General features: G+C 66.7%; 21 protein-coding genes. 3 read left to right on the forward strand and 18 right to left on the reverse strand.

The window, feature by feature from the left end; all coding sequences use genetic code 11:
• Nucleotides 1–51 precede the first annotated feature (51 nt).
• Complete coding sequence (locus ACVJ6E_RS04150; RefSeq protein WP_120268780.1) at nt 52–699, forward strand: alpha/beta family hydrolase; 648 nt, start codon at nt 52–54, stop codon at nt 697–699.
• Nucleotides 700–708: 9 nt separating this feature from the next.
• On the opposite strand, the gene ACVJ6E_RS04155 is transcribed toward ACVJ6E_RS04150, so the two are convergent.
• The 5 genes from ACVJ6E_RS04155 to ACVJ6E_RS04175 all read right to left on the reverse strand — a co-directional run bounded on the left by ACVJ6E_RS04155 (nt 709) and on the right by ACVJ6E_RS04175 (nt 8,871).
• Nucleotides 709–4,122, reverse strand: coding sequence for an efflux RND transporter permease subunit (locus ACVJ6E_RS04155; protein ID WP_120268779.1), 3,414 nt, complete (start codon nt 4,120–4,122; stop codon nt 709–711).
• 3 nt (nt 4,123–4,125) lie between these two features.
• Nucleotides 4,126–5,517, reverse strand: a complete 1,392-nt coding sequence (locus ACVJ6E_RS04160) for an efflux RND transporter periplasmic adaptor subunit (RefSeq protein WP_147421854.1) — start codon at nt 5,515–5,517, stop codon at nt 4,126–4,128.
• 224 nt (nt 5,518–5,741) lie between these two features.
• On the reverse strand, nt 5,742–6,731 hold the full coding sequence (locus ACVJ6E_RS04165) for an Hsp33 family molecular chaperone (RefSeq protein ID WP_185924419.1): 990 nt from the start codon (nt 6,729–6,731) through the stop codon (nt 5,742–5,744).
• A gap of 8 nt (nt 6,732–6,739) precedes the next feature.
• Nucleotides 6,740–7,672 (reverse strand): ornithine carbamoyltransferase, encoded by a 933-nt coding sequence (gene argF, locus ACVJ6E_RS04170; RefSeq protein ID WP_120268777.1) that lies wholly within the window; start codon nt 7,670–7,672, stop codon nt 6,740–6,742.
• On the reverse strand, nt 7,672–8,871 hold the full coding sequence (locus ACVJ6E_RS04175) for an aspartate aminotransferase family protein (protein WP_120268776.1): 1,200 nt from the start codon (nt 8,869–8,871) through the stop codon (nt 7,672–7,674). The genes argF and ACVJ6E_RS04175 overlap by 1 nt, the downstream gene beginning before the upstream one ends.
• Nucleotides 8,872–9,369: 498 nt before the next feature.
• Between ACVJ6E_RS04175 and ACVJ6E_RS04180 the strand changes: the two genes are divergently transcribed.
• Nucleotides 9,370–9,912 (forward strand): GcrA family cell cycle regulator, encoded by a 543-nt coding sequence (locus tag ACVJ6E_RS04180; protein WP_067220937.1) that lies wholly within the window; start codon nt 9,370–9,372, stop codon nt 9,910–9,912.
• 143 nt (nt 9,913–10,055) lie between these two features.
• On the opposite strand, the gene phoB is transcribed toward ACVJ6E_RS04180, so the two are convergent.
• The 7 genes from phoB to ACVJ6E_RS04215 form a co-directional block, all read right to left on the reverse strand.
• Nucleotides 10,056–10,754, reverse strand: coding sequence for a phosphate regulon transcriptional regulator PhoB (phoB, locus tag ACVJ6E_RS04185; protein ID WP_067220934.1), 699 nt, complete (start codon nt 10,752–10,754; stop codon nt 10,056–10,058).
• Nucleotides 10,755–10,891: 137 nt separating this feature from the next.
• Nucleotides 10,892–11,602 carry a phosphate signaling complex protein PhoU gene (gene phoU, locus ACVJ6E_RS04190; RefSeq protein ID WP_067220932.1) on the reverse strand — a complete coding sequence of 237 codons (711 nt, stop codon included), beginning with the start codon at nt 11,600–11,602 and terminating at the stop codon, nt 10,892–10,894.
• 68 nt (nt 11,603–11,670) lie between these two features.
• Nucleotides 11,671–12,432, reverse strand: a complete 762-nt coding sequence (gene pstB / locus ACVJ6E_RS04195) for a phosphate ABC transporter ATP-binding protein PstB (RefSeq protein ID WP_371811355.1) — start codon at nt 12,430–12,432, stop codon at nt 11,671–11,673.
• A gap of 52 nt (nt 12,433–12,484) precedes the next feature.
• Nucleotides 12,485–13,837 carry a phosphate ABC transporter permease PstA gene (gene pstA, locus ACVJ6E_RS04200; RefSeq protein WP_120268775.1) on the reverse strand — a complete coding sequence of 451 codons (1,353 nt, stop codon included), beginning with the start codon at nt 13,835–13,837 and terminating at the stop codon, nt 12,485–12,487.
• A complete protein-coding gene (pstC, locus tag ACVJ6E_RS04205; RefSeq protein ID WP_067220924.1) occupies nt 13,834–15,303 on the reverse strand; it encodes a phosphate ABC transporter permease subunit PstC in 1,470 nt (489 codons plus the stop codon). Before pstC ends, pstA begins: the two co-directional genes overlap by 4 nt.
• Nucleotides 15,304–15,386: 83 nt before the next feature.
• On the reverse strand, nt 15,387–16,418 hold the full coding sequence (locus ACVJ6E_RS04210; RefSeq protein ID WP_120268774.1) for a substrate-binding domain-containing protein: 1,032 nt from the start codon (nt 16,416–16,418) through the stop codon (nt 15,387–15,389).
• 109 nt (nt 16,419–16,527) lie between these two features.
• The gene (locus ACVJ6E_RS04215; protein ID WP_120268773.1) at nt 16,528–17,937 is read right to left on the reverse strand and encodes an ATP-binding protein; all 1,410 of its coding nucleotides are present in this window, start codon (nt 17,935–17,937) and stop codon (nt 16,528–16,530) included.
• 244 nt (nt 17,938–18,181) lie between these two features.
• Between ACVJ6E_RS04215 and ACVJ6E_RS04220 the strand changes: the two genes are divergently transcribed.
• On the forward strand, nt 18,182–18,796 hold the full coding sequence (locus tag ACVJ6E_RS04220) for a tetratricopeptide repeat protein (protein WP_158592676.1): 615 nt from the start codon (nt 18,182–18,184) through the stop codon (nt 18,794–18,796).
• A gap of 3 nt (nt 18,797–18,799) precedes the next feature.
• On the opposite strand, the gene ACVJ6E_RS04225 is transcribed toward ACVJ6E_RS04220, so the two are convergent.
• The 6 genes from ACVJ6E_RS04225 to ACVJ6E_RS04250 all read right to left on the reverse strand — a co-directional run bounded on the left by ACVJ6E_RS04225 (nt 18,800) and on the right by ACVJ6E_RS04250 (nt 24,538).
• Nucleotides 18,800–19,510 (reverse strand): hypothetical protein, encoded by a 711-nt coding sequence (locus ACVJ6E_RS04225; RefSeq protein WP_120268771.1) that lies wholly within the window; start codon nt 19,508–19,510, stop codon nt 18,800–18,802.
• Entirely contained in the window at nt 19,507–19,992 is a 486-nt protein-coding gene (locus tag ACVJ6E_RS04230; RefSeq protein ID WP_120268770.1) for an SRPBCC family protein, read from the reverse strand. Before ACVJ6E_RS04230 ends, ACVJ6E_RS04225 begins: the two co-directional genes overlap by 4 nt.
• 63 nt (nt 19,993–20,055) lie before the next feature.
• Nucleotides 20,056–20,901 carry an ABC transporter permease gene (locus tag ACVJ6E_RS04235; protein ID WP_120268769.1) on the reverse strand — a complete coding sequence of 282 codons (846 nt, stop codon included), beginning with the start codon at nt 20,899–20,901 and terminating at the stop codon, nt 20,056–20,058.
• Nucleotides 20,898–22,229, reverse strand: coding sequence for an ABC transporter permease subunit (locus ACVJ6E_RS04240; RefSeq protein WP_491676396.1), 1,332 nt, complete (start codon nt 22,227–22,229; stop codon nt 20,898–20,900). The genes ACVJ6E_RS04235 and ACVJ6E_RS04240 overlap by 4 nt, the downstream gene beginning before the upstream one ends.
• On the reverse strand, nt 22,222–23,319 hold the full coding sequence (locus ACVJ6E_RS04245) for an ABC transporter ATP-binding protein (protein WP_120268768.1): 1,098 nt from the start codon (nt 23,317–23,319) through the stop codon (nt 22,222–22,224). Before ACVJ6E_RS04245 ends, ACVJ6E_RS04240 begins: the two co-directional genes overlap by 8 nt.
• A gap of 100 nt (nt 23,320–23,419) precedes the next feature.
• The gene (locus ACVJ6E_RS04250; RefSeq protein ID WP_120268767.1) at nt 23,420–24,538 is read right to left on the reverse strand and encodes an extracellular solute-binding protein; all 1,119 of its coding nucleotides are present in this window, start codon (nt 24,536–24,538) and stop codon (nt 23,420–23,422) included.
• Between the last annotated feature and the right edge of the window lie 200 nt (nt 24,539–24,738).

The following is a 24,738-nucleotide window of genomic DNA, read 5'->3' on the forward strand; positions in this document are numbered from 1 at the left end:
TGAGACAGGAGCCCGCAACATCAATCAACAGATCGCGACCAAAGGCCACGGATGACCGAGCTACTCTGGACCCGCCCCGAAGGCGACACGCCGACCGTGGCCACGCTGCTGCTTGCCCATGGCGCGGGCGCTGCGATGGATTCCGGCTTCATGAACCGTTTCGCCGGCCATGCGGCGGCGGCAGGCCTTGCCATCGCGCGCTTCGAGTTCGCCTATATGGCCGCGCGGCGCGCCGGCGGACCGAAGCGGCCGCCGCCGAAGGCCGACCTGCTGATCGGCGAGTACCAGACCGCGCTGCAGGATGTGCTGAAAAGCGTCGAGGGGCCGGTTCTGGTCGGCGGCAAGTCGATGGGCGGGCGCGTTGCCGCCATGCTGGCGGCCGGCAGCTCTCTGCCGAAGCGCGTCTCGGGCGTCGTCTGCCTCGGCTATCCGTTCCACCCGCAAGGCAAACCGGACGACTGGCGCATGGCGCCCCTGGAAGGCGCGCGCCGGCCCGTGCTGATCGCGCAAGGCGACCGCGACGGCTTCGGCAATGCCGCCGAGCTCGCCGAAGTCACCCTGCCCGCGCATGTCGAGCTGGTCTGGCTGGAGGACGGCAACCATGACCTTGCTCCGCGCGGAGCATCGCCTGCGACCTGGGACGGGAACCTGGCGCTCGCCGCGAAGGCGGCTGCCGACTTCGCAAGGCGGCTGGTCTGAGGGGAGACCCTATTCCGCCGGCATCTGGGCCGGCGGGCCGGAGCGACCGTGATCGCCGCCCCCATTGCCATGCGGCTCCCGGCGCAGGCTGACCATCCGCCGCAGGTCCTCGCCGATGCCGATCAGCGCCGGCACCAGCACCAGCACGAGAAGCGTGGCGGTGGCGAGACCGAAGACGATGGTGATGGTCATCGGCATCAGGAAGCGCGCCTGAAGGCTGGTCTCGAACAACAGCGGCGCAAGACCGCCGATGGTCGTCAGCGAGGTCAGCAGCACGGCGCGCAGGCGATCCTGCGCCGAGATGACCGCGGCCTCCGCAACGCTGCGGCCGTCCTTGATATGGTCCTCGAACCGGTCGACCAGAATGATCGAGTTGTTGACCAGGATCCCCGACAGGCCGAGCAGGCCGACGAAGCTGAGGATGGTCAGGTCGTAGGCCATGAAATAGTGGCCGGCGACCGCGCCGACGACGCCGAAGGGAATGATCGACATCACCGCCAGCGGCTTGAAATAGCTGGCAAAGATCGCCGCGAGGATCAGGTAGATCATCGACAGGGCCGCGACCATGCCGAGCTGCAGGTCGGAGAACGCGGCGCGCCGTTCCTCCTCGCGCCCCGAATAGCGGTAGTCGATGCCGTACTTGCCCGCGAGTTCCTGCATCTTGCCCGTCTCAAGGTCCCGGACGATCTCGATATTGGAGGTGACCTCCGGGTCGACATCGGCCGAGACGGCCACGGTAACCCGGCCGTCTCGCCGCTGGATCACCGAGAAGCTCTCGCGCTCATTCAGTGTCACGACCTCGGTCAGCGGCACGAACTCGCCGCTCGGCGCGCGCAAGGAGAGCTCGCGCAAGGCCCCGCCGCCCAGCGACACCTCCTGCATGACGCGGATGGTGATCTCCTCCTCACCGCGGGCAAAGCGGCGCGGGATCGAACCTTCCAGCGCGGAGCGGATCTGGCGGGCAGCATTTTCGACGGTGAAGCCGAGCGCCTTGCCGCGCGGGCTGAGCTCGATCACCAGTTCCGGCTTGCCGTAGGGCAGGTCGTCGGCCACGCCGTCGACGCCGGGATAGGAGGTGAGGAGTTCCTGCAGCTCCAGCGAGGCTTCCTTGAGGACGCGCGTGTCGTCGCCCATCAGACGGACGTCGAGGTCCCGCCCCGGGGGGCCGCCGCGACGTTCGAACACGGCAACGCGCTTGGTACCGGCAATCTCGGGGATGGCACGGCGCCAGGCCTGAACGATTTCCGGCGTGCGCACGCTCCGCTGCTCGGACGTGGTCAGCTGGACGTCGATGCTGGCGACATTGTTGCCGCGGCTGTTGCCGGACTGGCCGAGGGTCGCATAGGAGGCGACGATCAGCGTCTCGCCGTTCTCCGCCGTCAGGCTCTCCTGTGCCTGGCGCAATGCCCCGTCGATGCGCAGCAGGGCCTTTTCGGCGTCCTCGATGGAGATGCCGGCGACGAAATCGACAGTGGCGCGGATGTTCTCCGCCTCCGGCGAGGGGAAGAAGCGGAAGCCGACATGGTTGCCCCGCATCAGGCCGGCGGTGAGCAGCAGCAGGCCGATGGCAAAGGCCACCGTGACATAGCGCCAGTCATAGGCCAAGCGCACGAAACCGCGGAAGGGCACGTCGCGGAACCAGCCGAAGCCGGCGTCGAAGTTGCGGCGGAACCAGCCGGGGCGTTCGTCGAAGGTGCGGCGCGTGCGAGCCCGGCGCATCAGCAGCAGCAGGAACTCGATTGCCGCGGCAATAGCGAAGAACACCACGATCACGGCGACATCGAAGGGCAGCGTCCCGAAAGTCTCGCGGCCCGCGCGTGCCGGCACGGCCAACCAGTCGAGCCAGACCGGCACGGTGATGTCCTCGCGCCCGGCAAGACCGACCAGGAACAGGCCCGGCACGCCGGCGATCAGCACCACCCGCCACCAGTTCCACGACGGCGGGCGGGCGAGCGAATGCGCCAGGTGGCCCGGCAGCACGAAGAAACACTCGATGATGCTGGCGGTGATCACCGCGACGACGACGAGCGGCAGCACGCCCATCAGCTGGCCGATGGTGTCGCCCATCAGGGTGATCGGCAGGAAGGCGGCGATGGTGGTGGTCGAGGCGGCGACAATCGGCCAGAGCATGCGCCCAGCACCTTCTTCCGCCGCCAGATAGGGCCCATCTCCCATGGCGATGCGGGTCGCCGTGTGCTCTCCAACCACGATGGCGTCGTCGACGATGATGCCGAGCGTCATGATCAGCGCGAAGAGCGAGAACATGTTGATGGTCTGCCCCGACATCCACATGAACCCGAGCGTCGCCATCATCGCGACCGGAATGCCGGCCGCAACCCACAGGGCGATGCGGCCGTTGAGGAAGGCGAAGAGCACGATCACGACCACGAACAGGCCGGAAATGCCGTTCTCCACCAGGATCATGATCCGGTCGGTCAGCGCCTCGGCGCGCACCTCGTACTTGACCAGCTCCAGCGAGGCCGGCAGCTGCGGTGCGATCTCCGCCAGATAGCGGTCGAGGATCGCATTGACCTTGAGCTGGTCGGCGCGGGCCGAGCGCTCCACCGTCAGTTCGACGGCGCGCATGCCGTCGGAATAGCCGATGGTCTGGTCCGGGTCGTAGGAGCGCGACACATCGCTGATGTCGCGCAGCTCGATCTTCTCGCCGGTCGGGAAGGACTTGACGACGATGCGGCTGATCGCCTCCGGCGAGGTGGTGTCGGCCACCGCCCTCACCTGCCGCTCGACGCCGCCCTGCAGGTCGCCGGAGGGCAGGTCGCGGGTGTTGGCGGCCACGCGCTCGGAAATGTCGGCAAGCGTCAGGTCGAGCCGGCGCAGTTCGCGCTCGGGCACCTTCACCACGTATTCGGTATCGCGAAAGCCGTTGAACGAGACCTTGTCGATGCCCCGGTCGATCAGGCCATCGCGGATCTGGCGGGCAAAGGCCTTCAGCGCGTCCTCGCTGAAGGGACCGCGCAAGGCGACGCGGGCCACCCGGTCGAACCAGTTGGCGAGCGAGATGCGCGGCCGCTCGGCATCGTCGGGAAGCGTGGTGATGCCGGCAACAGCCTGTTCCACGTCCGACAGCGCCTTCTGCATGTCGGCGCCTTCGAGGAATTCCAGGCTGATCGAGGCCGCGCCCTCGCGCGAGTAGGAGACCATCTCGTCGACATTGTCGATGAAGCGCAGTTCAGGCTCGATGGCCTGGAGGATGTTCTTCTCCACGTCCTCGGCGCTGGCACCCGGCCAGGAGACCGACACGGAAATGCGGTCGATGACGATCTGCGGGAAGAACTCGGCGTTCAGCCGGGCAAGGCCGAAGGCGCCGAACAGGATCATCAGCACCATGACCAGATTGGCGGCGTTGCGATGGCGCAGGAAATGGCCAATGACGCCGCGCGGAACGAAGCCGGTGTCGCGCATGGATCAGCCGCCCGTATTGGCGCCGCGATTGCGCGGCTCGGAGACGAGAAGGCCCTCGCCCGCCTTGTCCAGCCGGGTCGAGACCAGGCGGTCGCCGGTGGCCAGATCTCCGGAGACGATGACATGGGTCCCGTCGAAGGCGAGAACCTCGACGTCGCGGCGGCGCGTGCGGTTTTCCTCGTCGACCACGAAGACATGGTCCGTGCCGTAGATCGCGCCTTCGGGAATGCGGGCCGAGTCCGGGTAGGTGCGATCGGCAAGACGCAGCTCGACGAAGGCGCCGGGGCGCAGGGCCGGCTGGCCTTCGGAGACGGTCACGCTGGCATAGACGTCGATGCCGCCGCGCGCCAGCGCCACTTCGGCGCCGACCCGGCGGATCTCGCCGGCATAGGTGACCGGCTGGCCGCCGATATACCAAAGCACCTCGACCGGACGGCCGACGACGGTGCCGCTGTCGGACAGGATGCGGCCATACTGATTGTCGGAAAGGGTGAAACGGACCTCCAGCGCATCGCGCTCATAGAGGGTCGCCACCACGTCGTTGACGCCGACAAGGCGGCCGATGGCGGCATTTTCCGAGCGCACCACCGCATCGAAGGGCGCCTTCAGCACGGTGTCGGCAAGATTCCGCTCGGCCTGCGACAGACGCCACTGCAGCCGGTCGATGGCCGCCTGCTGCTGGTCGACGCGCGCCTTTTCGACATCGAGGGCATAACGGCGCTGCTCCAGGGCCTGGCCGCGCTGGGAGACCAGCAGGCGGCGTTCGTCGACGGTGCGCTCGGTCACCGAGCCGCTGCCGAGCAGCTGCTCGGCCCGCTCCAGATCGCGCTGGGCGAATTCGAGCTGCTCGCGGGCGCGCTCGACATTGCCTTCCTCGGTGGACACCCGGCCCCTGGCCTCGACAAGGGCGGCACGGGCCTCGACGAGATTGGCGCGCGCCTCGGTGACGGCGCCCTCGTACTGGAAAGGATCGACGGCGAGGAGTTCCTCGCCGGAAGAAATGATGGAGCCGGTCTCCAGGGAGGGATTGACCCGGACGATCTCGCCGGCCACCAGCGTACGCAGCTCGGCGGTGCGCGCGGCCGTCACCTCGCCGTAGAGCGAGAGCATCGGCGCGTGGTCGCGCACCTCCAACTGCGTCGTCTCGACGATGAAGGCGGTCTCGCGCGCCGGGCGCACCGGTACCGGATCCTTGGCAAGGATCAGGCGGTTCATGCCGACATAGGCGGCGAGCAGCACGGCGAGAGCGATCGCGGCCTGCAGAAAGAGCTTGATCGCCATGACGCCCGCACGACCGGCAGAGCGCTGCCGCGTGTGCGGGCGCTCGAACGCGACCTCCCCTTTCGGGGTGCGGTTGTCGTCGTCCACCGATTTCAGCATGACACTCTTTTCCACTCGAATGCTCTCTTGCGCGGTCCCACTACCTATAGGCGTTCGGGCGCGGACTGGATTGCTTCGCGGACGCACATGCCGCATTTGCGGACTATTCAGGTGCCGCAAACGACTGGCAAGGCGAAGAGTGTATCAAAATGTGACCATTGCGACTCCTGTCACATCCGGTGACAGGATGGAACGGTTTCCGCCGCTTTTCGTGCCCGGTCCGGCCCGCCAAAGGCGGATCAGAACTCGTCGGGGCTGTAGTCGTAGCGGGTGTTGCAGAAGCGGCAGGTCACCTCGATGCGGCCCTCGACGGTCATGTCGTCGCGCTCTTCGGTGGTGAAGCCCTTCAGCATGCCCCGGATGCGCTCGTCCGAGCAGCGGCAGCGGTCGGCAAGCGGCTGGGGCGAGAAGATGCGCACGCCGCGCTCGTGGAACAGGCGGAACAGCAGCCGCTCGGCCGTCATGTCCGGGTCGCCGAGTTCGTCGTCGCGCAGGGTCTCGACCAGGGCGCGGGCCTCGCGCCAGGCGTCGTCTTCCTCGAACTCGTGCTCCAGCGCGCCTTCCGGCGCATCGCCCGGCGGCAGGTCGGCCTGGCGCATCCGCTCCGGCGCCTCGGGCAGGAACTGGGCGAGCACACCGCCGGCAAGCCAGGAATGGCGCGGCGTTTCCCCGGCGCGGCGATCCAGCACCTCGCCGACGGCAAGGCGAACCACGGTCGGGATCTGCTCGGACTGGGCGAAGTAGCGATGCGCCACCTCTTCCATCGTGATGCCGTCCAGCGCGACGATGCCCTGGTAGCGGTTCATCGCCGCGCCCTGGTCGACCGTCATGGCCAGGTGACCATTGCCGAGCAGCGAGGGGGTATCGGTGCGCCCGGCCGCCTCGGCTGCTGCGACCGCCTCGGCATCGAACTGGGCGCAGGCACGCAAACCGTCCGGCGTCTGGAAATCGACGACCAGCATGGAAACCGGGCCGTCGGTCGTCGTCTGCAGGGTGAAGCGTCCGTCGAACTTCAGCGAAGTGCCGAGCAGCGCCACCAGCGTGGCCGCCTCACCCAGAAGGCGCGAGACCGGCGCCGGATAGGCGTGGCGCTCGAGAATGCGGTCGAGAACCGGGCCGAGCATCACGGCGCGGCCGCGCACGTCCAGAGGCTCCACTGCGAAGGGAAGCACGGCATCGCGACCGGCCGGGGTGACGCCCAGCCGCTCCAGTTCGTCCTGAACGCTCATGTCGGGTCCTATGCGTCCTGCAGGGCTCCGAAGCACCAGGCAAGGATGCCCTTTTGTGCATGGAGCCGGTTTTCCGCCTCGTCGAAGACGACGGACTGCGGTCCGTCCATCACCTCCGAGGTCACCTCCTCGCCGCGATGGGCGGGCAGGCAATGCATGAAGATGGCTTCGCAGTCGGCTTCCGCCATCAGGCGGTCGTTGACCTGATACGGGCTCAGCAGGTTGTGGCGATCGCCATCATCGTCGCCCATGGAGACCCAGCAGTCGGTGACGACGCAGTCGACGCCCTTCACGGCCTCGAACGGATCGTCGGTGATGCGGATCTCGGCACCGGCCTTGCGGGCGGCGGCGATGAGCTCGGCCGGCGGCGCCAGCTGCGAGGGGGTGGCGATGTTGAGCGCGAAGTCGAGCTTGGCCGCAGCATGCACCCAGGACGCCAGCACGTTGTTGCTGTCGCCGGTCCAGGCGACGCTGCGCCCGGCGATGCTGCCCTTGTGCTCCTCGAAGGTCAGCACGTCGGCCATGATCTGGCACGGGTGGGTGCGCTTGGTCAGGCCGTTGATGACCGGCACGGTGGCGTACTCGGCCAGCTCCGTCAGTGCATCGTGATCGAGGATGCGGATCATGATCGCGTCGACATAGCGCGACAAGACGCGGGCCGTATCGGCGATGGTCTCGCCGCGGCCAAGCTGCATCTCGGCACCGGTCAGCATCAAGGTCTCGCCGCCGAGCTCGCGCATGCCCACGTCGAAGGAGATGCGGGTACGGGTCGAGGGCTGCTCGAACACCATGGCCAGAACGCGGCCGGCAAGCGGGCCGCCGCCGGACACGCGGACGGGGCCGCGCGCCTGCTTGATGCGGCGGCTGCCGTCCAGGATGAAGCGCAGCTCGCTGGCATCGACATCGGTCAGGTCGAGGAAATGGCGGGGCTGGATGGTCATTACTCTGCAGCTCCCCGCTCGAGCCCGGCTTCCATGGCGGTGGCGGCCTGGTCGATCCGCGACACGGCCTCCTCGATCTCCGCCTCGGTGATGGTCAGCGGCGGCATGATACGCAGGACGTTGTCGCCCGCGCCCACGGCCAGCACGCCGGCCTCGCGGAAATGCGACAGCAGCTCGGTGTTGGTGACCCGGCACTTCAAGCCGAGCATGAGGCCCTTGCCGCGGATCTCCTCGAAGATCGCGGGATGACCGTCGACGACGGCGGCCAGCTTCTGCTTCAGGAGCAGACCCTTTTTCTGGACGCTGTCGAGGAAGCCGTCGGCCAGCACCACGTCGAGCACGGCATTGCCGACCGCCATGGCCAGCGGATTGCCGCCATAGGTGGTGCCATGCGTGCCCGGCTTCATGCCGGAGGCCGCTTCCTCTGTCGCAAGGCACGCGCCCAGCGGGAAACCGCCGCCGATGCCCTTGGCCACGGCCATGATGTCCGGGGTGATGCCCGCCCATTCATGCGCGAAGAGCTTGCCGGTACGCCCGACGCCGGTCTGCACCTCGTCGAGGATCAACAAGATGCCCTTGTCGTCGCACAGGCGGCGCAGCTCGCGCAGGTACTCGGTCGGCACCGGGCGGATGCCGCCCTCGCCCTGGATCGGCTCGATCAGCAGGCCTGCGGTGGTATCGCCGATGGCGGCAAGCAACGCCTCATGGTCGCCGAACGGCACCTGGACGAAGCCCGGAGCCTTGGGACCGAAGCCTTCCAGATACTTCTCCTGCCCGCCGGCGGCGATGGTCGCCAGCGTACGGCCATGGAAGGCACCCTCGAAGGTGATGATGTCGACCCGCTCCGGCTCGCCCTTCGCATAGAAGTAGCGCCGCGCGGTCTTGATCGCGCATTCCAGCGCCTCGGCGCCGGAGTTGGTGCAGAACACCCGGTCGGCAAAGGTCGCCTGGGCCAGCTTGCGCGCGAACGCTTCCTGCCCCTCGATCGCGTAAACGTTGGACACGTGCCACAGCTTGTCGGCCTGGTCCTTCAGTGCCTTGACGAGGCCGGGATGGGAATGTCCGAGCGAATTGACGGCGATGCCGGCGGCGCAGTCGAGAAAGCGTCGGCCATCGGAAGTCTCCAGCCACACACCCTCGCCACGCACGAACTCCAGGTTCGCGCGGCTGTAGGTCTGATAGAGAGATGAGCCTTCCATGTCCTTACCTGCTCCCATTGACCGGCTGTCCTGCCGGGGAGATGCCTTGGCGGAGCGAGCCGCCTTCGATCCCCTCGCCTGCTGTCGGAACGCTGCCGTCATGCCGCCGCAAAGAGCGGCAAGAACCGCCGACAGGCATCGCCGAAAGCAATTATGCCGCCCACGAGAGGCGGCACGGCGAGGAAGCCCCGTTATACACCGGGAGAGCGCGGGAAAGTCAACGGAATTGGCTATGCGCGCCGCTCGGGCCGCGGCGAAACCAAAGTCGCCGGAAACGGCCTTTTCTGGGGAAAACCGTATCAATCCCCAGGTGAATCGCCCCCTCACCTTGAACCGCAAACCCGGCATATTGTAGCTTTGCAGTCAAGAAATACGAGATCTCGTGTATCCGACTCACAATAGCCTCAAAATCCGGCAATGAGCGGGGCACCCTCACGGTGTGCCGATAACCTTTTATTAACCAGATGTCGGGGCCCGATCAAACACGGAGTTGAGCGCATGTCCTGGACAAGCGAACGCGTCGACCTTCTCAAAAAGCTCTGGACCGACGGGCTGAGCGCCAGCCAGATCGCTGCAGAACTGGGCGGCGTGACCCGCAATGCGGTGATCGGCAAGGTTCACCGCCTCGGCCTGTCGGGACGCGCCAAGGCGGCGGCTCCCGCCCAGAAGGCGCGCGCCAAGCCGGCCAAGGGCGGCGCGGAGGAAGCGGCACAGGCCGCGACCCAGCAGCAGGGCGGCAACGCCCCCTCGGCACCGCAGACGGTGGGCGCCACCGCGCTGAAGATCGAGACCGCTCCGGTCGCGGCTCCCGCGCCGCAGGCCAAGCCGGTTGCCGAGTTGGTGCCGATCGCCAAGCGTGCGACGATCCTGACGCTGACCGAGCGGACCTGCAAATGGCCGATCGGCGACCCGACCAAGGAAGACTTCTACTTCTGCGGCCACCCGTCGAACCCGGGCGTCCCCTACTGCACCTATCATTGCCGCATCGCCTACCAGCCGGCGAGCGACCGCCGCCGCGACCGCAACGTTGCCAACGGCTGAGGCAACGCCCCGGCCCGTTTCCGGGGGCGCAGTTACGAGAAAGGCCCGCCTGCGGTATCCGCGGCGGGCCTTTTCGCATTCTGGTGCCGGTTCGCAGATAGACGGCGCGACAGCCGCCCCGGCGTTTCCGCTAGCTGCGGGTTTCAGGAGGCGGCGGCGAACTGGTCGTTGAAGGCGTAGCCGGCGCCGCGCACGGTGCGGATCGGATCCGGCACCTTGCCGCGGTTGATGGCCTTGCGCAGGCGCCCGACATGCACATCGACCGTGCGCTCGTCGACATAGACGTCATGGCCCCAGACGCCGTCGAGCAGCTGCTCGCGCGAAAAGACACGCCCCGGCGAGGTCATCAGGAACTCCAGCAGGCGAAACTCGGTCGGGCCGAGATGGATCTCGCGGCCCGAGCGGCGCACCCGGTGTGTCTCCCGGTCAAGTTCCAGATCGCCCGCGCGCAACAGCGAGGAGACGACCTCCGGTTTTGCCCGGCGCAGCATCGCGCGCACCCGCGCCATCAGCTCCGGGATCGAGAACGGCTTCACCACATAGTCGTCGGCACCGGTGGCAAGGCCGCGGATGCGCTCCTGCTCCTCGCCGCGGGCGGTGAGCATGATCACCGGCAGACGTTCCGTCTCGGCACGCGAGCGCAGGCGGCGGCACAGTTCGATGCCGGACAGACCCGGCAGCATCCAGTCGAGAAGCAGCAGGTCCGGCTGGCTCTCGCGCAGGAGAAGATCGGCCTCGTCACCGCGCATGCAGGTCTCGACCGTGTAGCCCTCGGCCTCGAGATTGTAGCGCAGCATCATGATGAGAGGCTCTTCGTCCTCGACAATAAGGACCTTCGGCATGTCGGATACCCTTGTCCAATCGACCCGGCCGGGAGGCATCGGCGCGGCTTTTCGCTCGCGCCGCCTTGCCGGCTCTCGTTGTCAGCGGCGGCGGACGGCAGGGCCGTCCGCGCCATCGTCAGGTTGCCAGGGCGTCCTCAGGACGCGGTATCGGTCTCGATGCCGGTCTCGTCGACCTTCTGACGCTCGTCGGTCGGCAGCACGCCGGTCGACATGTACATGACGTTTTCGGCGATGTTGGTTGCATGGTCGCCGATGCGCTCGATGTTCTTGGCGCAGAACAGCAGATGGGCGCAGACCGAGATCTGCCGCGGATCCTCCATCATGTAGGTGAGGAGTTCGCGGAAGATCGAAGTGTAGAGCGCGTCGACCTCGTCGTCGCGGTCGCGCACGGAGGCCGCCGCCACGCCGTCCCGGCCGGCATAGGCATCCAGCACATCCTTGAGCTGGCTCTGGGCGAGCTCGGTCATGTGCTCCACGCCGAGGGCGAACTTCTTGGAGTCGAAGGTACCCTCGATGGCGATGACGCGCTTGGCGACGTTCTTGGCGAGATCGCCGACGCGCTCAAGGTCGTTGGAGATGCGCATCGCCGAGATCACGTCGCGCAGGTCGCTGGCGACCGGCTGACGGCGGGCGATGATCAGGATCGCCTGCTCCTCGATCTCGAACTGCAGGGCATCGACCCGCTTGTCCTGTGCGATCACGCGGCGGGCAAGTTCCTTGTCCATGCGCACCAGGGCCTGCACGGAATCGTTCAGCATCATCTCGGCGAGGCCGCCCATCTCCGACACCCGGCCGGCGACTTCCTTCAGCTCCTCGTCGAACGACGAAACGGTATGTTGGCTCATGTCTCTTCTCCATTCGGGGCGCGGCAAGGTGCACGCGTCATCCCGTCTGTTCCCGCGGCTGGTCCAGACTAGCCGAAGCGGCCGGTGATGTAGTCCTGGGTGCGCTTGTCCCGGGGGTTGGTGAAGATGTCGTTCGTCGCCCCTTCCTCGACCAGGTTGCCGAGGTGGAAGAAGGCCGTGCGCTGCGAGACGCGGGCGGCCTGCTGCATGGAGTGGGTGACGATGACGATTGTGTAGTTCTCACGCAGCTCGTCGATCAGCTCCTCCACCTTGGCGGTGGCGATGGGATCGAGGGCCGAGCAGGGCTCGTCCATCAGGATCACTTCCGGGCTGACGGCGATGGCGCGGGCAATGCACAGGCGCTGCTGCTGGCCGCCGGACAGGCCGGTGCCCGGCTCGTCGAGGCGGTCCTTCACCTCGTTCCACAGGCCGGCCTTCTGCAGGCTGGAGGCGACGATCTCCTCCAGCGCCGCCTTGTTGCGGGCCAGGCCGTGGATGCGCGGGCCGTAGGCGATGTTGTCGAAGATCGACTTGGGGAACGGGTTCGGCTTCTGGAACACCATGCCGACCTTGGCGCGCAGCTGCACGGGGTCGACCTTGGGATCGTAGATGTCCTCTCCGTCGATCAGGATGTTGCCCTCGACGCGGCAGACGTCGATCGTGTCGTTCATCCGGTTGATGCAGCGAAGGAAGGTCGACTTGCCGCAGCCCGACGGGCCGATGAAGGCGGTGACCGTCTTCTCCTCGATGCGGATGCTCACATCCTTGATGGCGTGGGTGTCGCCGTAGAAGACCTGGACCTTCTCGGCTGAAATCTTGGCCTCGTTCATGGCGGCGACTTTCTCAGGCTTGGTCATTTGGTTCATGGCTTGGAAAGCCCCCTTACCAGCGACGCTCGAAACGACGGCGCAGGATGATCGCGACGATGTTCATGGTCATGAGGAACAGCAGCAGGACGATGATGCCGCCCCATGCCCGCTCGTAGAAGGCCGGGTCCGCGCGCTTGGCCCACTCGTAGATCTGGGCCGGCATGGCCGAGTTCGGATCGAGGAAGCCGGATGCGAGGCTGCCGGGGTAGTTGGAAGCGATGAAGCCGACCATGCCGATGAGCAGCAGCGGCGCGGTCTCGCCGAGTGCCTGGGCAAGGCCGATGATGGTGCCGGTGAGGATGCCGGGTGCGGCCAGCGGCAGCACATGGTGGAACACCGACTGCATCTTGGAGGCGCCGACACCCAGCGCTGCATCGCGGATCGACGGCGGCACCGCCTTCAGCGAGGCACGCGTCGAGATGATGATGGTCGGCAGCGTCATCAGCGTCAGGACCAGGCCACCGACGATCGGTGCCGACTGCGGCAGGTGTGCGAACTGGATGAACGCCGCAAGGCCGAGGATACCGAAGACGATGGAAGGCACCGCCGCGAGGTTCGAGATGTTGACCTCGATCAGGTCGGTGAAGCGGTTCTTCGGTGCGAATTCCTCAAGATAGATCGAGGCGGCGACACCGATGGGCAGCGACAGGAACAGCACCACCAGCATCATGTAGAGCGAGCCGATCATCGACACGCCGATGCCTGCCTGCTCGGGACGCGAGTCCGAGGCGTCGGACCCGGTGATGAAGTCCATGTTGAAGCGCTTCTCGACGACACCCTTGTCGGCCATCTGGTCGACCAGGTCGAGATGTGCGGCATCGAGGTTCTTGTCGTTGACGAGCGCTTCGCGGGTGACGCGTCCCTTGAGGTAGCCGTCGACCCGCGAGGAGGCCAGCAGCTCGAACGTCACCGTCTCGCCGATGCGGCCCGGATTGGCGAGCACGAAGCTGCGCACCTGGGCGGCGGCGCCGGAGGACAGCATCTTGCGCAGGTCCGCCGGCTTCATGTCTGTGGAGATGCCGGCGCGGCCCAGCTCCGCGACGAGAGCCTGGTCGATCATCGCATTGTAGCGCGATGTCTTGACGATGGAGGCTTCCGCCTGCTCCACCGCGCTCTTTTCCAGCGTCACCGGAACGGAGACGAAGGTCTGGTTGAAGGCGGTGAGGCCGTTGCTGAAGATGGCGTAGAGAAGCGCCATCAGGAAGAACAGGCCGATCAGGATCGCTACGATGCCGTAGATCTTGAAGCGGCTCTCGGCGGCATTGCGGCGGCGCGTCAGGGCGTCGACCTCGAGCAGCGACGTCTTCTTGCGGACGGCCTGCCCGGCTTCCTTGCCCGCGGGATAGCTCATGGCCGTGTCGGTCATTCGTACTGCTCCCGGTATTTGCGCACGATGTAGAGCGCGAAGATGTTCAGCCCCAGCGTGACCACGAAGAGGGTCATGCCCAGCGAGAAGGCGACCAGGGCCTCAGGGGAGGCGAAGTCGGCATCGCCGGTGAGCTGGCTGACGATCTTGGCGGTGACGGTGGTCATCGCTTCGAAAGGGTTGAGGCTCAGCTTGGCGGCGGCGCCCGCACCCAGCACCACGATCATGGTCTCGCCGATGGCACGCGAGGCGGCGAGCAGGATGGCGCCGACGATGCCCGGAAGCGCGGCCGGCAGGATCACCTGCTTCACCGTCTCCGAATGGGTGGCGCCGAGACCGAGGGAGCCGTCACGCATGGCCTGCGGAACGGCGTTGATGATGTCGTCGGATAGCGAGCTGACGAAGGGGATCAGCATGATGCCCATCACCAGACCGGCGGTCATGACCGCCGTGCCGCCGGCCATCCAGTTGACGCCGAGCAGGCCGCCATTGCCGAAGACGTCGACCAGCAGCGGGCCGACCGTAAGCAGCGCGAACAGGCCGTAGACGATGGTGGGGATGCCGGCGAGCACCTCCAGCAGCGGCTTGGCCACGGCGCGGACAGCCGGGGTGGCATACTCGGAGAGATAAATCGCCGCGAAGAGGCCGACGGGAACCGAGACCGCCAGGGCGATCAGCGAGATGTAGAGCGTTGCCCAGATCAGCGGCACGATGCCGAGCTCGGAGCCGCCGCCGAAGCTCGGGCTCCAGGTCAGGCCGAAGAAGAAGTCGGCAGCCGGGTAGAGGCGGAAGAACTCGACCGTGTTGAAGATCAGCGACAATGCGATGCCGACGGTCGTCAGGACGGCGATGGAGGCGGCTGCGATGAGGATCCAACGCACGACCCGCTCCACGGAGTTGCGGGCGCGAAAATCCTTGTTGGAGCGCTGCCAGGCCCAGGCCGCGCCGAGAACGGCAAGGCCGAGAACCACGATGGCCCGGCCGAGGTCGCCAAGGCCGGACAACTCGCGGTAGCGCTGTGCAGCGTGCAGGGTCTCGGAGGTCACGTCCGAGCCGAGTGCGACGCCGACCTGGCCGAGACGGTCGCGCACGTCGGTGAATTCGGTGCGGATCGATCCCGCCTGCTCGGAGGTGAGAGCGCCGGCGGCGACCGCGGTATCAAGTCCCTCGGCGACGCGGCGCACGTCGCTCATCACCAGGTCCAGCGAACTCTGGTCGATGGAAGCCTGCGAGATCATGGACGACACCTGGCCGTTGATCACCACGGGCTGGATGGCAAGCCAGAGCACGAGGGCGAGAAAGGCCGGGATCATCGCGGCGAGCGCAACGTTCCAGCCATAATATCCGGGAAGGGAATGCAGCAGGCGGATGTCTCCGCCGGCGCTGGCCATCGCCCGGCCGCGACCCAGAACGAAGCCGGCCGCCGCAAGGGCAAGTATCACGAGAACGATCAGCGGCAAGGACATGAGGCTGAAAATCCGGAGCTCGGGGAAGAAAAAGGGGGCGGCAAAGCCCTGAAAGGCGCCGCCCCCTTGCTAGTCCGACCGGCTCAGTGCGTGAGCGTGGTCTCGGAGGCGACCGCTTCCTGGACCTTGGCCAGCTCCGGGTCGGAGACCAGGCCGTACTGGGCCAGCGGGCCGTCCGGACCGGCCAGCTCGTCGGAGACGAAGAACTGGGCGAACTCCTTCAGGCCCGGGATCACGCCGATGTGCGCCTTCTTGACGTAGAAGAACAGCGGGCGGGAAACCGGGTACTCGCCGGAAGCGATCGACTGGGTCGAGGGGACCACGTCCGACATGGTCGCGACCTTCAGCTTGTCGGTGTTGTTCTCGTAGAAGGCGAGACCGAACACGCCGATGCCGGCCTTGTTGGCGTCGAGACGGGCGAGCGTCTCGGTGTAGTCGCCATCGATGTCAACCGAACGGCCGTCGGTGCGAAGCGTGATGCACTTCTTCGCAGCTTCCTTCTTGTCCATGCCGCCGTCGACGAGGGCCTTGAGCGCGCCGCTGTCTTCGCAGCCCTGCATCATGACCTTCTCTTCGAAGACTTCACGGGTGCCGTGCTTGGTGCCCGGGACGAAAGCCTGGATTTCCTGCTCCGGCAGGGCGTCGTTGACCTGCTTCCAGCTCGTGGCGGAGTTGGCAGCGAGCTTGCCGTCGACGACGACTTCAGCGGCGAGCGCCTTGTACCAGTCGGTCGGGGTGAAGGCGAAGTCGGCGCCATTGATGTCCGAGGCGAAGACGATGCCGTCATAGCCGATACGGACTTCCATGATGTCGGTCACGCCGGCCTCGGCGCAGGCCTTGATCTCGCTCTCGCGGATGGCACGCGAAGCGTTGGCGATGTCGATGGTGTTCTCGCCGACGCCGGTGCAGAACTTCTTCAGACCGGCGGAGGAACCGCCCGACTCGACCACCGGGGTCGGGAAGTCGGTGTTCTCGCCGAAGGCCTCGGCAACGATGGAGGCGTAGGGAAGAACCGTCGAGGAGCCGGCGATCTGGATCTGGTCGCGAGCGATGGCGGCGCCAGCGAAGGCGACCGAAGCGACCGCGGTCGCGCTGAGAAGAGCTTTGATGTTCACCTGACCTCTCCCTGGATTTCAGGATTTCTCACGTTACCTCGCAGACTTATTCCCGCGAGGTCGAGGGCACCCTAGTCCTGGCCCGTGATGCTTATATGAAGGTCCGGTATCAGTTTTGTGACAGTTCAACGCCTTGATCGGAAATGACTTTTCGATCAGCAACAGAGAGTTCGGCGTCTTTTGCGACAGGAAACCTGGCGGTGAAGACCGCACCCTTGCCGGGCGCGCTGTCGATCTCGAGCCTTGCCTTGTGACGGGTCAGGATGTGCTTGACGATGGCAAGCCCAAGGCCGGTGCCCTTGGTTTCCCGGCTACGGGACGCATCCACCCGGTAGAACCGTTCCGTCAGGCGTGGGAGGTGTTCGGCCGCAATACCGGGACCGAAGTCGCGCACGCTCATGACAAACGTGCCTCCCGTGCGCGCGCCCTCGCCCGCAGGAGGGGCAAGAGAGAGCCGGATCTCCACCTTCTTGCCGGTGGCGCCATACTTGATGGCGTTGCCGACCAGGTTCTCGATCACCTCAAGCAGTTCGTCCCGGTCGGCCCGCACCGGGCACGGCGTCGGCGGCGTCTCGATATCGAGCACCACATCGGCCTCGTCGGCGACGGGTTTCAGCGCGTCGCAGGCATGCCGCAGCAGGGATGCCAGATCGAGCACGGTTTCCGGCTGGACATGCGCCTTCAGCTCGATACGCGACAGGGACAGCAGGTCGTCGATCAGCCGGCGCATGCGGTCGCCCTGCTGCTGCATGATCGACAGGAATCGCTCACGGGCGACGGGATCATCGCGCGCCGGGCCCTGCAGCGTCTCGACGAAGCCGGTCAGCGAGGCGAGCGGCGTGCGCAGCTCGTGGCTGGCATTGGCGACGAAGTCGGCCCGCATGCGCTCCAGACGCCGCTGCTCGGTCAGGTCCTGCAGGGTCACCAGAACGAAGCGCCCTGCCCCGCCTGCCGCTCCCGCACGCGCCGGCTCGCCGGGCTGCGCAACCAGCTCCGCGATCGGGGTGACATAGGCCTCGAGCCAGCTTTCGGTGGGAACCCGCTCGCTCCACTCGATCCGCTGGGCCGGGCCGCCTCCCATCACCTTGTCGAGCGCTTCAAGAAGAACGGGCACGCGCAGGCGCAGCGAAATCGGGTCGCCCGGCAGCGGATCGCCGAAGCGCACGCGCGCTGCCCGGTTGACGTAGCGGGTGATGCCGCGCCGGTCGACGATGAAGCAGGGGTTCGGCAGCGCGTCGGCCAGCTGCTTCATGCCCGTCTCCGGCCACGGCGTCAGGGACCGGGCCTCGCGGCGGCGGCGGGTGACCAGAAGGCGGCGCGTAGGGGGAACGAGCGCGGCAAGGAGCAGGAGCGCCCCCCCAACGGTGACCAGAAGTGGCGGCACCCGGGCAACGAAGATCGCCATCAGGGCGACCGCGACGAGAGCGACCAGCACCCAGCGCTGCTCGGCGATGCGCTCGCGAAGCCGGCTGCGCAGGCCGGGACGCGCTGCGGGGCGCTCTGTGGTGTCGTCGCTCATTCCGGTCGCCGGTCGGGTCTTTCGGTTTGCCGTCCGGCGATCATGCCCGCAGGGCGGCGGAAAGACGCTGAGCGGAACGGCCGGAAACGGGACGCTCTGAATAGCATGGTCAACATGACAGCCCCAAGACGGAAACCGAAGACGGGAAACAATCTGGAGCCCCGCTTTGCGAAACCCCGTGCGGATGCTATCTGCCGGATGAAGCATCGCCCCGAGGGGCACGATGTCTGGGAGGTTTCGCGCGATGACACCGGCCAGGGCGGCGGAGCTGCTGCCGCAGGCATTGGCGGCACAGGACTGGGAGACGGCCCGCAAGGCGCTCAAGCGTCTGCTGCGGGCTGACGCCGGCAACGCCTCGCTGCACTACAATCTCGGTCTGGTCCTGCGCCGCCTCGGCGAGGCGGACGCAGCGGAGGCGAGCTTCGCGGCCGCCCTCAAACTCGCGCCGGATCATCTGAACGCCCTGTTCGAAAAGGCGGCCGCCGCCATGGATGCCGGCCGGCATGAGGCCGCGGAAGCCGGCTTTGCGCTTTATGTCGGGAAAGCCCCGCAGGATGCGGACGGATGGCTGAACCTTGCCCGCCTGTACCTGCGCCGCGATGCGGCACACGAGGCGGAAGAGGCATTCGGCCGGGTGCTCTCCTTGCGCCCCTCCGACAGGGACGCGGCCATGGGCCAGGCGGAGGCTGGGTTGCGGCTGGGACGGCCGGAGGCGGCCTCGACCCTGAGAACCCTGTTCGCCGAGTTGCCCGGCGAACGGCCACGCCTGCTGAAGGCGATAAGCCAGGGACCGCGCGGGACGATCCCGCTTTCGAGCCTTGCCTTGACCAGCAAGACACAGCCTGCCGGCGCCGGCTGAAGGCTATCGCTCGCGCGGCGCGCGGAAGCTCTTCCGGTAAAGCCCGGGGTCCTGCTGCAGGCCGTCCTGCACCTTGAGATGCCGGGCGAGTTCGCCCCTGTCCATCGCGCGGATGTCCAGCTCCAACGCCTCCCGGCGGATCGGAAAGGCCTGCGCGACCGGCGTTCCGGCGGGCAGGCGCCCGGAAAAGCCTGCATCCTGCCAGATGGCCGGGAAATGGACGAAGCCGTCGCGGTAGCGGTCGCAGTCGACAAGGCCGGCGAGCGTGCGGAACGGCAGATCCTCGCGGTTGAGCGGATGGGTGAAGAGCAGAGACACGCCGCCGGGCGCCTCGACCGTCCAGAAGTTGGTGAACTTGAGCACGAACTGCCCATCGGGAAGCCCAAACGGCAGCCCTTGCGCCTGTTCCGGCACATGCAGGCCGACAGGCGAGCGCGTCTGGCGCGCCGTCTCCGTGACCGGCGGCGACCAGTCCCATGAGATCTCGCCGCCCGAGATATCGAGATCGGCGGCAAGGCGGAACATCACCCCTTGGGCCAGGGCATCGATCAGCGGCGGGCAATGCTTGAACGTGCGCACCTCCGCCCCGCCCAGAACCTCGCTGGCAACGAGCGAGGGCGCCGCCTTCAGCCAGTCGGGCAGGCTGGCGCGCGCCGGCACCGGCTCCGGCACATGGCCGGCCAACTCCGGCAAGCAGCGGAAGGAGAGCTTCATCGCCGCGCCGGGCGGACCCTGGCAGCCGCCTCCAGTGCATCGAGACAGGTAGGCCAGCCTTCCGGTGAAGCCATCGCCTCGCGATAGGCGATGCCGTCCTCGCCATGGCGGAGGAAATCGCCATGGGTGAGCTCGATGCGGGTGCCGTCGGCCATCTGGCGGAACTCGATCATCACACGGCTGGCAGCGGCAGGATCCGGAACCGGCTTGCGGTCGAACGAAATCTGCCAGGCCAGGCGCAGATAGAGCGGGCGCTCGATGGACAGGACCGTCCCCCACACGATGCGGGCGCCGCCGGGCAGCCGCTCGGTGCAGGCGCCGCCCGCAACCGGCTCGATGGACAGATCGGCCGCGGGATCGCGCGAGAACGTGTACTCGTGCGGCCACCATTCGCCGATACGGTCGACCAGAAGATCGAAGGCCGTCTCGCGTGCCAAAGGCAGCGTGCGCTCAAAGACAATGGGCCCGTCCCTGTCGGACATGTCAGCTCCCGAATGAATCGCCGGAAGAAGGGACCTCAGGGTCGCAGTCGACCGGCTGGCGCGTCAACTGTTGCCCGAACGCCGCTTGGCCAGCACCCAGGCCGTGGCCGCGGCAACGGTGATGACGACGAAGATCACGCCGATCACGTTGATCATCGGCGACAGGCCGAAGCGCATGCGCGCGCCGATCTCGGTGACGAGCGTCCAGCTGGAGCCGATCGCGAAGAAGGTCGTGTTGTAGTTCTCGATCGACTGCAGGAAGGAGATCAGCGAGGCGGTGAGTACGGTCGGCATCAGGAACGGCAGCGTGATGCGGCGGAAAACGAAGACCGAGGAGGCGCCGAGGTCGAGGGCCGCCTCTTCCAGCGCGCGGTCCTGACGCTGCAGGCGCGCCATGAACATCAGCATGCAGTAGGACGCGATGAAGGCCGCCTGCGCGATGGCCGCGGTGAAGAGCCCGGCCTCCATTCCGAAGGCATCGCGCCAGAAGATCATCGTGGTGGCGCCGAGCACGATGCCGGGGGTGAGGATCGGCGAGACCAGCACGGTGTAGAGCAGCGTCGAGGCACGCGATTGCAGCCGTGTCAGGATCAGCGCCCCGGCAAGGCCCAGCGGGATGGAGATGACGATGACGCCGCCGGCGATGGCCAGCGAATGCAGCAGGCCCTGCACGAAGCGAGCATCCTGCGGCAGCACCTGGAACCATTTCAGCGTGAAGCCCTGCCAGTCGGTGACGGAGGGCGTCGGATTGGCGTTGAACGCGGCCGCGACCATGAACATCAGCGGCAGGAACATGTAGGCGAAGAACAGCAGCAGGTAGCCGGACAGCACCGCGTCCGACCAGCCCCTGGTCCGGCGACGGCGCGGCACCGCGCCGCCGGCGGCGCTTTCTGCGGTGGCGACGGTCATTTCGCGATGTCCCTGATGCCGACCCGGAAGACGGCCATGTTGATGAGGATGAAGACGATGCAGGCAACGAGCAGCGCCAGCGAATAGGCTGCGCCCTCGTTCCACGAGCCCGCCTCGAAGAAGCGGCGATAGATCACCTGCGCGAACCAGTCCGGATGCAGGCCGCGGCCGACGATCTCCGGCACGGCGATGGACCCGGCGGACAGCATGAAGGTCATGATCGCGCCCACGGCAATGCCCGGCTTTGCATGGGGCAGCACGACGCGCCAATGGATGCGCCAGGTAGAGCTGCCGAGATCGCGCGCCGCCTCGATCTGGTTCTTATCCAGCGTGTCGATGGTGTTGTAGATCGGGAACACCATGAAGAGCACATAGGCGTAGACCATCACGGTGAACACGGCGCCGTTGGAGGCGACGAAGCGCACGCCCTCGCCCGCCTGCATGTCGATCAGGCCCATGACGTCGAGGACGCCATTGAGGATGCCCTGCTTCTCCAGGATCATCACCCAGGAAAAGATGCGCAGCAGCTCGTTGATCGCATAGGGGATCACGAGACCGAGCATCATCAGCGCGACCTTGTTGGCGCTCTTGGCCGTGGCCGCGGCATAGGCAACCGGATAGCACACGACGAAGGACAGCAGCGTCACGCAGAGCGCATAGACGATGGTCGAGAGAAAGATGCGGAAATGCAGCTCGCTCATGTCGGTGAAGTTCTTCGCCGAATAGCGCTCGTTGATGCCGGCGGTCGAGGTCATCTCGGCCTCCTGCACCTCCAGTTCGGCGATGCGCGCCTGAAGACCGGCCTTCTCCTCCTCCAGGGCCGCGATGCGGGCCTCGATCTCGTCACGCGGCAGGGTTTCCTGCGGCGAGGCGAAGGGGCTCGGGGCAACGCCTGGTGTGGGAGTTGCCGGCGACGGCGTGGATAGCGACGGGCTCGGCACGCCGGGGCTCGGCAGCGAAGGCGTCGGAAGCGAGGGACTGGGCGCTGCGGGCAATGACGGCGCCAGGGAGGGAGAGGGAACCAGCGACGGAGAGGGCACGAGCGAAGGCGTCGGCAGGCCAGCAGCGGGAGCCGCATCACTCGCCTGCCCGGCCGCAAGCTGGCCGTTGAGGTCGCGAAGGTCCGTATCGATGTCGAACACGCGGGTATAGGCGCGGTCGATCTCCAGCGACAGGGTCGCCGCGTCGCCCGACCGGTCGACATAGGTAAAGGCGCGCTCGATCATGCGGGCCTGCGGCAGCACGATCAGAATGGCGATCCACACGGCAGTCAGCGCCAGGAAGATCCCGGTCAGGCCCTTGCCGTAGCTCTTGACCAGACTATTCACGAGCGAGCTCCCCGACCGGCATCACGATGGCATCGGTAGGCCGGAAGCCCAGATCCGTCTCGCCGGAGGCCAGCGAAGAGGACGCATCGCCCGAATTCGGCAGATGCACCGTCACCGGCGCATCGCCGGCCCGGCAATGCAGATTGACGAAAGGCCCTTCCAGGTCGCGGCGCTCGATGGTGGCGCGCAAGCGGTTGCGCGGCTCGCCCGCGACGCCGGCCGACCCAAGGCCCATGCGCTCGGGGCGCACGAAGATCATGACCTCGTCGCCGACGCCGGCCTTGCCGCGCAGATGGGCGAGCATCTCGCCCTGGGGCGTGTCGACGCGCGCGACCTCGCCCTCGACACCGGACAGGCGGCCGCGGAAGACGTTCTGCTCGCCGACGAAGCTCGCGACGAAGGGGGTCGCAGGCAGATTGTAGATCTCGTCGGACGTGGCGACCTGCTCGACCACACCGCGGTTCATCACCGCCACGCGGTCGGACATGGTCAGGGCCTCGCCCTGGTCGTGGGTGATGTAGATGAAGGTGACGCCGGTCTTGCGCTGCAGGTCCTTCAGCTCGCTGCGCATGTGCTGGCGAAGCTTTAGATCGAGGGCGGAAAGCGGCTCGTCGAGCAGCAACACCGCCGGCTCGACCGCAAGAGCCCTTGCGATGGCGACGCGCTGGCGCTGTCCGCCGGACAGCTCGGTCGGCTTCTTCTCGCCCTGCCCCGTCAGCGCGACCATGGCCAGCAGTTCCTCGGCCCGCTCGCGGCGCACCTTCTTCGGCACGCCACGCGCCTCGAGGCCGAAGGCGACGTTTTCCCAAACGCTCATCAAGGGGAAGAGCGCAAGGTTCTGGAAGATGAGGGCCGTCGGACGGGCATTGGGACGGATGCCGGCCATGCTTTTCCCGCCGATGCGCACATCGCCGGCGCTGGGATCGAGAAACCCGGAGATCATCCGCAGAATCGTGGTCTTGCCACAGCCCGAGGGGCCGAGAATGGAAAAGAACTCCCCGGCATTGATCGTCAGGTCAGTCGGTTGAACGGCGGTGAAATCGCCGAAGCGCATCGACACCCCGTCGAGGACAACGTCTTGTCCGTGCATTTGCCCCTCGTCTGGCATGTGGTCCGGACCCGAAAGCACCCGGCCGGAAACAAAAAAGCGGATCGCAGCGCAAGGCTGCGATCCGCATGATCCAAGCGCCTCAGGCGTTGGTGATCTTGTCCACATACTCCTCACGCAGCGTGGCGAACCACGGCGTGTCGGCCTGCCACCACCACAGGTTGGCGAGGTTCTCGGCATTGTAAACGTCGGCGAACTGGGCCTTGTAGTTGTCGCCCGCGTATTCGGCGGCACCGGAAACGGCCGAGTTGTAGCCCGTGTTCATCGCCAGCAGGCCAGCCATCTTCGGGTCCAGCATGGCGTTGAGGAAGGCATATCCCTGCTCCAGGTTCTCCGCACCCGAAGGGATGCCCATGGAGTCCATCCAGGTGATGCCGCCTTCCTTGGGCATGCGGTACTTCCACTTGGCATCCTCGCGGTTCAGCAGGAGGCCGGTGGTGTCCCAGGTCTGGCCGATGGTCGCGCCGGCCTGCTTGAACGCGTTGGTCGCCTCAGTCGCATTGTTCCAGAACGCGGCGATGTTGGCCTTGCGCTCGATGATGAACTTGGCGCAGGCGTCCCACACGCGGCGGGCATCTTCCTCGGTCTTGTAGACGTCGAGCATGCGGTTGGACTTCACCTCGCCGGTGGCGTCCAGATAGAGGCCGACGCCCATGATCACCGACTTCTGGCGGAAGGCAGCCTTGCCGGCAGCTTCCGGCGACCACATCGTGCCGTAGGAAACGTCGTCGGCGTTGAACTGGCTGCTGTCGAGGGTGATCGCCTCGGTGCCCCAGTTGAACGGCAGCAGCATACGCTTGCCGCGATAGGTGCCGCCCAGCTGGACGCTGTCGCGCAGCATGGAGGGAATCAGGTTGTCGAGGGCGAGCTTGCTCTCGTCGACCGGCTGCAGCAGGCCGTCCGGATAGTAGTTGTTGCCGTTGGTGATCGACGGGAAGATCACGTCGAAGCCCTTGCCGCCGGCGGCGCGCAGTTTCTGCTCGGCCTCGTCGTTGGAGCCATAGGTCGACAGGTTCACCTTGATGCCGGTGTCGCCCTCGAACTTGTCGATCATGTTCTGCTGGATGTAGTCACCCCAGGCGAAGACGTTGACCTGGCCGGACGAGGCCAGCGCATCGCCGGCCTTCAGGATGGCCGGGGCGGCAAGCAGGGTCGATGCGGCTGCGGAGCCCTTGAGCACCGAACGGCGGGAAATGGACATGTCGGACCTCTCCGTTTTAATTGGTCTTGCGAGCGGCGACGGAATGACGGGTCTCCTCCCCGCATCGCTCGCTCGGCCATAGGTCAGTTTGACAACGTTAGTGTGACACGGAAGGGAGTGACATTGGCCGACCGGCTCGCGCGACCGGAGCACGATGGGCTCCCCGCGCGGCAATGTTCAGCAACACCGCCCCTCACATG

The organism is Stappia sp. G46H5W (assembly GCF_058448995.1).

Excerpts from the sequence above, each read along its gene's own strand:
- ACVJ6E_RS04150 (WP_120268780.1), top strand. The coding sequence starts at position 52 with ATGACCGAGCTACTCTGGACCCGCCCCGAAGGCGACACGCCGACCGTG.
- ACVJ6E_RS04155 (WP_120268779.1), bottom strand. The coding sequence starts at position 4,122 with ATGCGCGACACCGGCTTCGTTCCGCGCGGCGTCATTGGCCATTTCCTG.
- ACVJ6E_RS04165 (WP_185924419.1), bottom strand. The coding sequence starts at position 6,731 with ATGAGCGTTCAGGACGAACTGGAGCGGCTGGGCGTCACCCCGGCCGGT.
- argF (WP_120268777.1), bottom strand. The coding sequence starts at position 7,672 with ATGACCATCCAGCCCCGCCATTTCCTCGACCTGACCGATGTCGATGCC.
- ACVJ6E_RS04175 (WP_120268776.1), bottom strand. The coding sequence starts at position 8,871 with ATGGAAGGCTCATCTCTCTATCAGACCTACAGCCGCGCGAACCTGGAG.
- ACVJ6E_RS04180 (WP_067220937.1), top strand. The coding sequence starts at position 9,370 with ATGTCCTGGACAAGCGAACGCGTCGACCTTCTCAAAAAGCTCTGGACC.
- phoB (WP_067220934.1), bottom strand. The coding sequence starts at position 10,754 with ATGCCGAAGGTCCTTATTGTCGAGGACGAAGAGCCTCTCATCATGATG.
- phoU (WP_067220932.1), bottom strand. The coding sequence starts at position 11,602 with ATGAGCCAACATACCGTTTCGTCGTTCGACGAGGAGCTGAAGGAAGTC.
- pstB (WP_371811355.1), bottom strand. The coding sequence starts at position 12,432 with ATGAACGAGGCCAAGATTTCAGCCGAGAAGGTCCAGGTCTTCTACGGC.
- pstA (WP_120268775.1), bottom strand. The coding sequence starts at position 13,837 with ATGACCGACACGGCCATGAGCTATCCCGCGGGCAAGGAAGCCGGGCAG.
- pstC (WP_067220924.1), bottom strand. The coding sequence starts at position 15,303 with ATGTCCTTGCCGCTGATCGTTCTCGTGATACTTGCCCTTGCGGCGGCC.
- ACVJ6E_RS04215 (WP_120268773.1), bottom strand. The coding sequence starts at position 17,937 with ATGAGCGACGACACCACAGAGCGCCCCGCAGCGCGTCCCGGCCTGCGC.
- ACVJ6E_RS04220 (WP_158592676.1), top strand. The coding sequence starts at position 18,182 with ATGACACCGGCCAGGGCGGCGGAGCTGCTGCCGCAGGCATTGGCGGCA.
- ACVJ6E_RS04225 (WP_120268771.1), bottom strand. The coding sequence starts at position 19,510 with ATGAAGCTCTCCTTCCGCTGCTTGCCGGAGTTGGCCGGCCATGTGCCG.
- ACVJ6E_RS04230 (WP_120268770.1), bottom strand. The coding sequence starts at position 19,992 with ATGTCCGACAGGGACGGGCCCATTGTCTTTGAGCGCACGCTGCCTTTG.
- ACVJ6E_RS04235 (WP_120268769.1), bottom strand. The coding sequence starts at position 20,901 with ATGACCGTCGCCACCGCAGAAAGCGCCGCCGGCGGCGCGGTGCCGCGC.
- ACVJ6E_RS04245 (WP_120268768.1), bottom strand. The coding sequence starts at position 23,319 with ATGCACGGACAAGACGTTGTCCTCGACGGGGTGTCGATGCGCTTCGGC.
- ACVJ6E_RS04250 (WP_120268767.1), bottom strand. The coding sequence starts at position 24,538 with ATGTCCATTTCCCGCCGTTCGGTGCTCAAGGGCTCCGCAGCCGCATCG.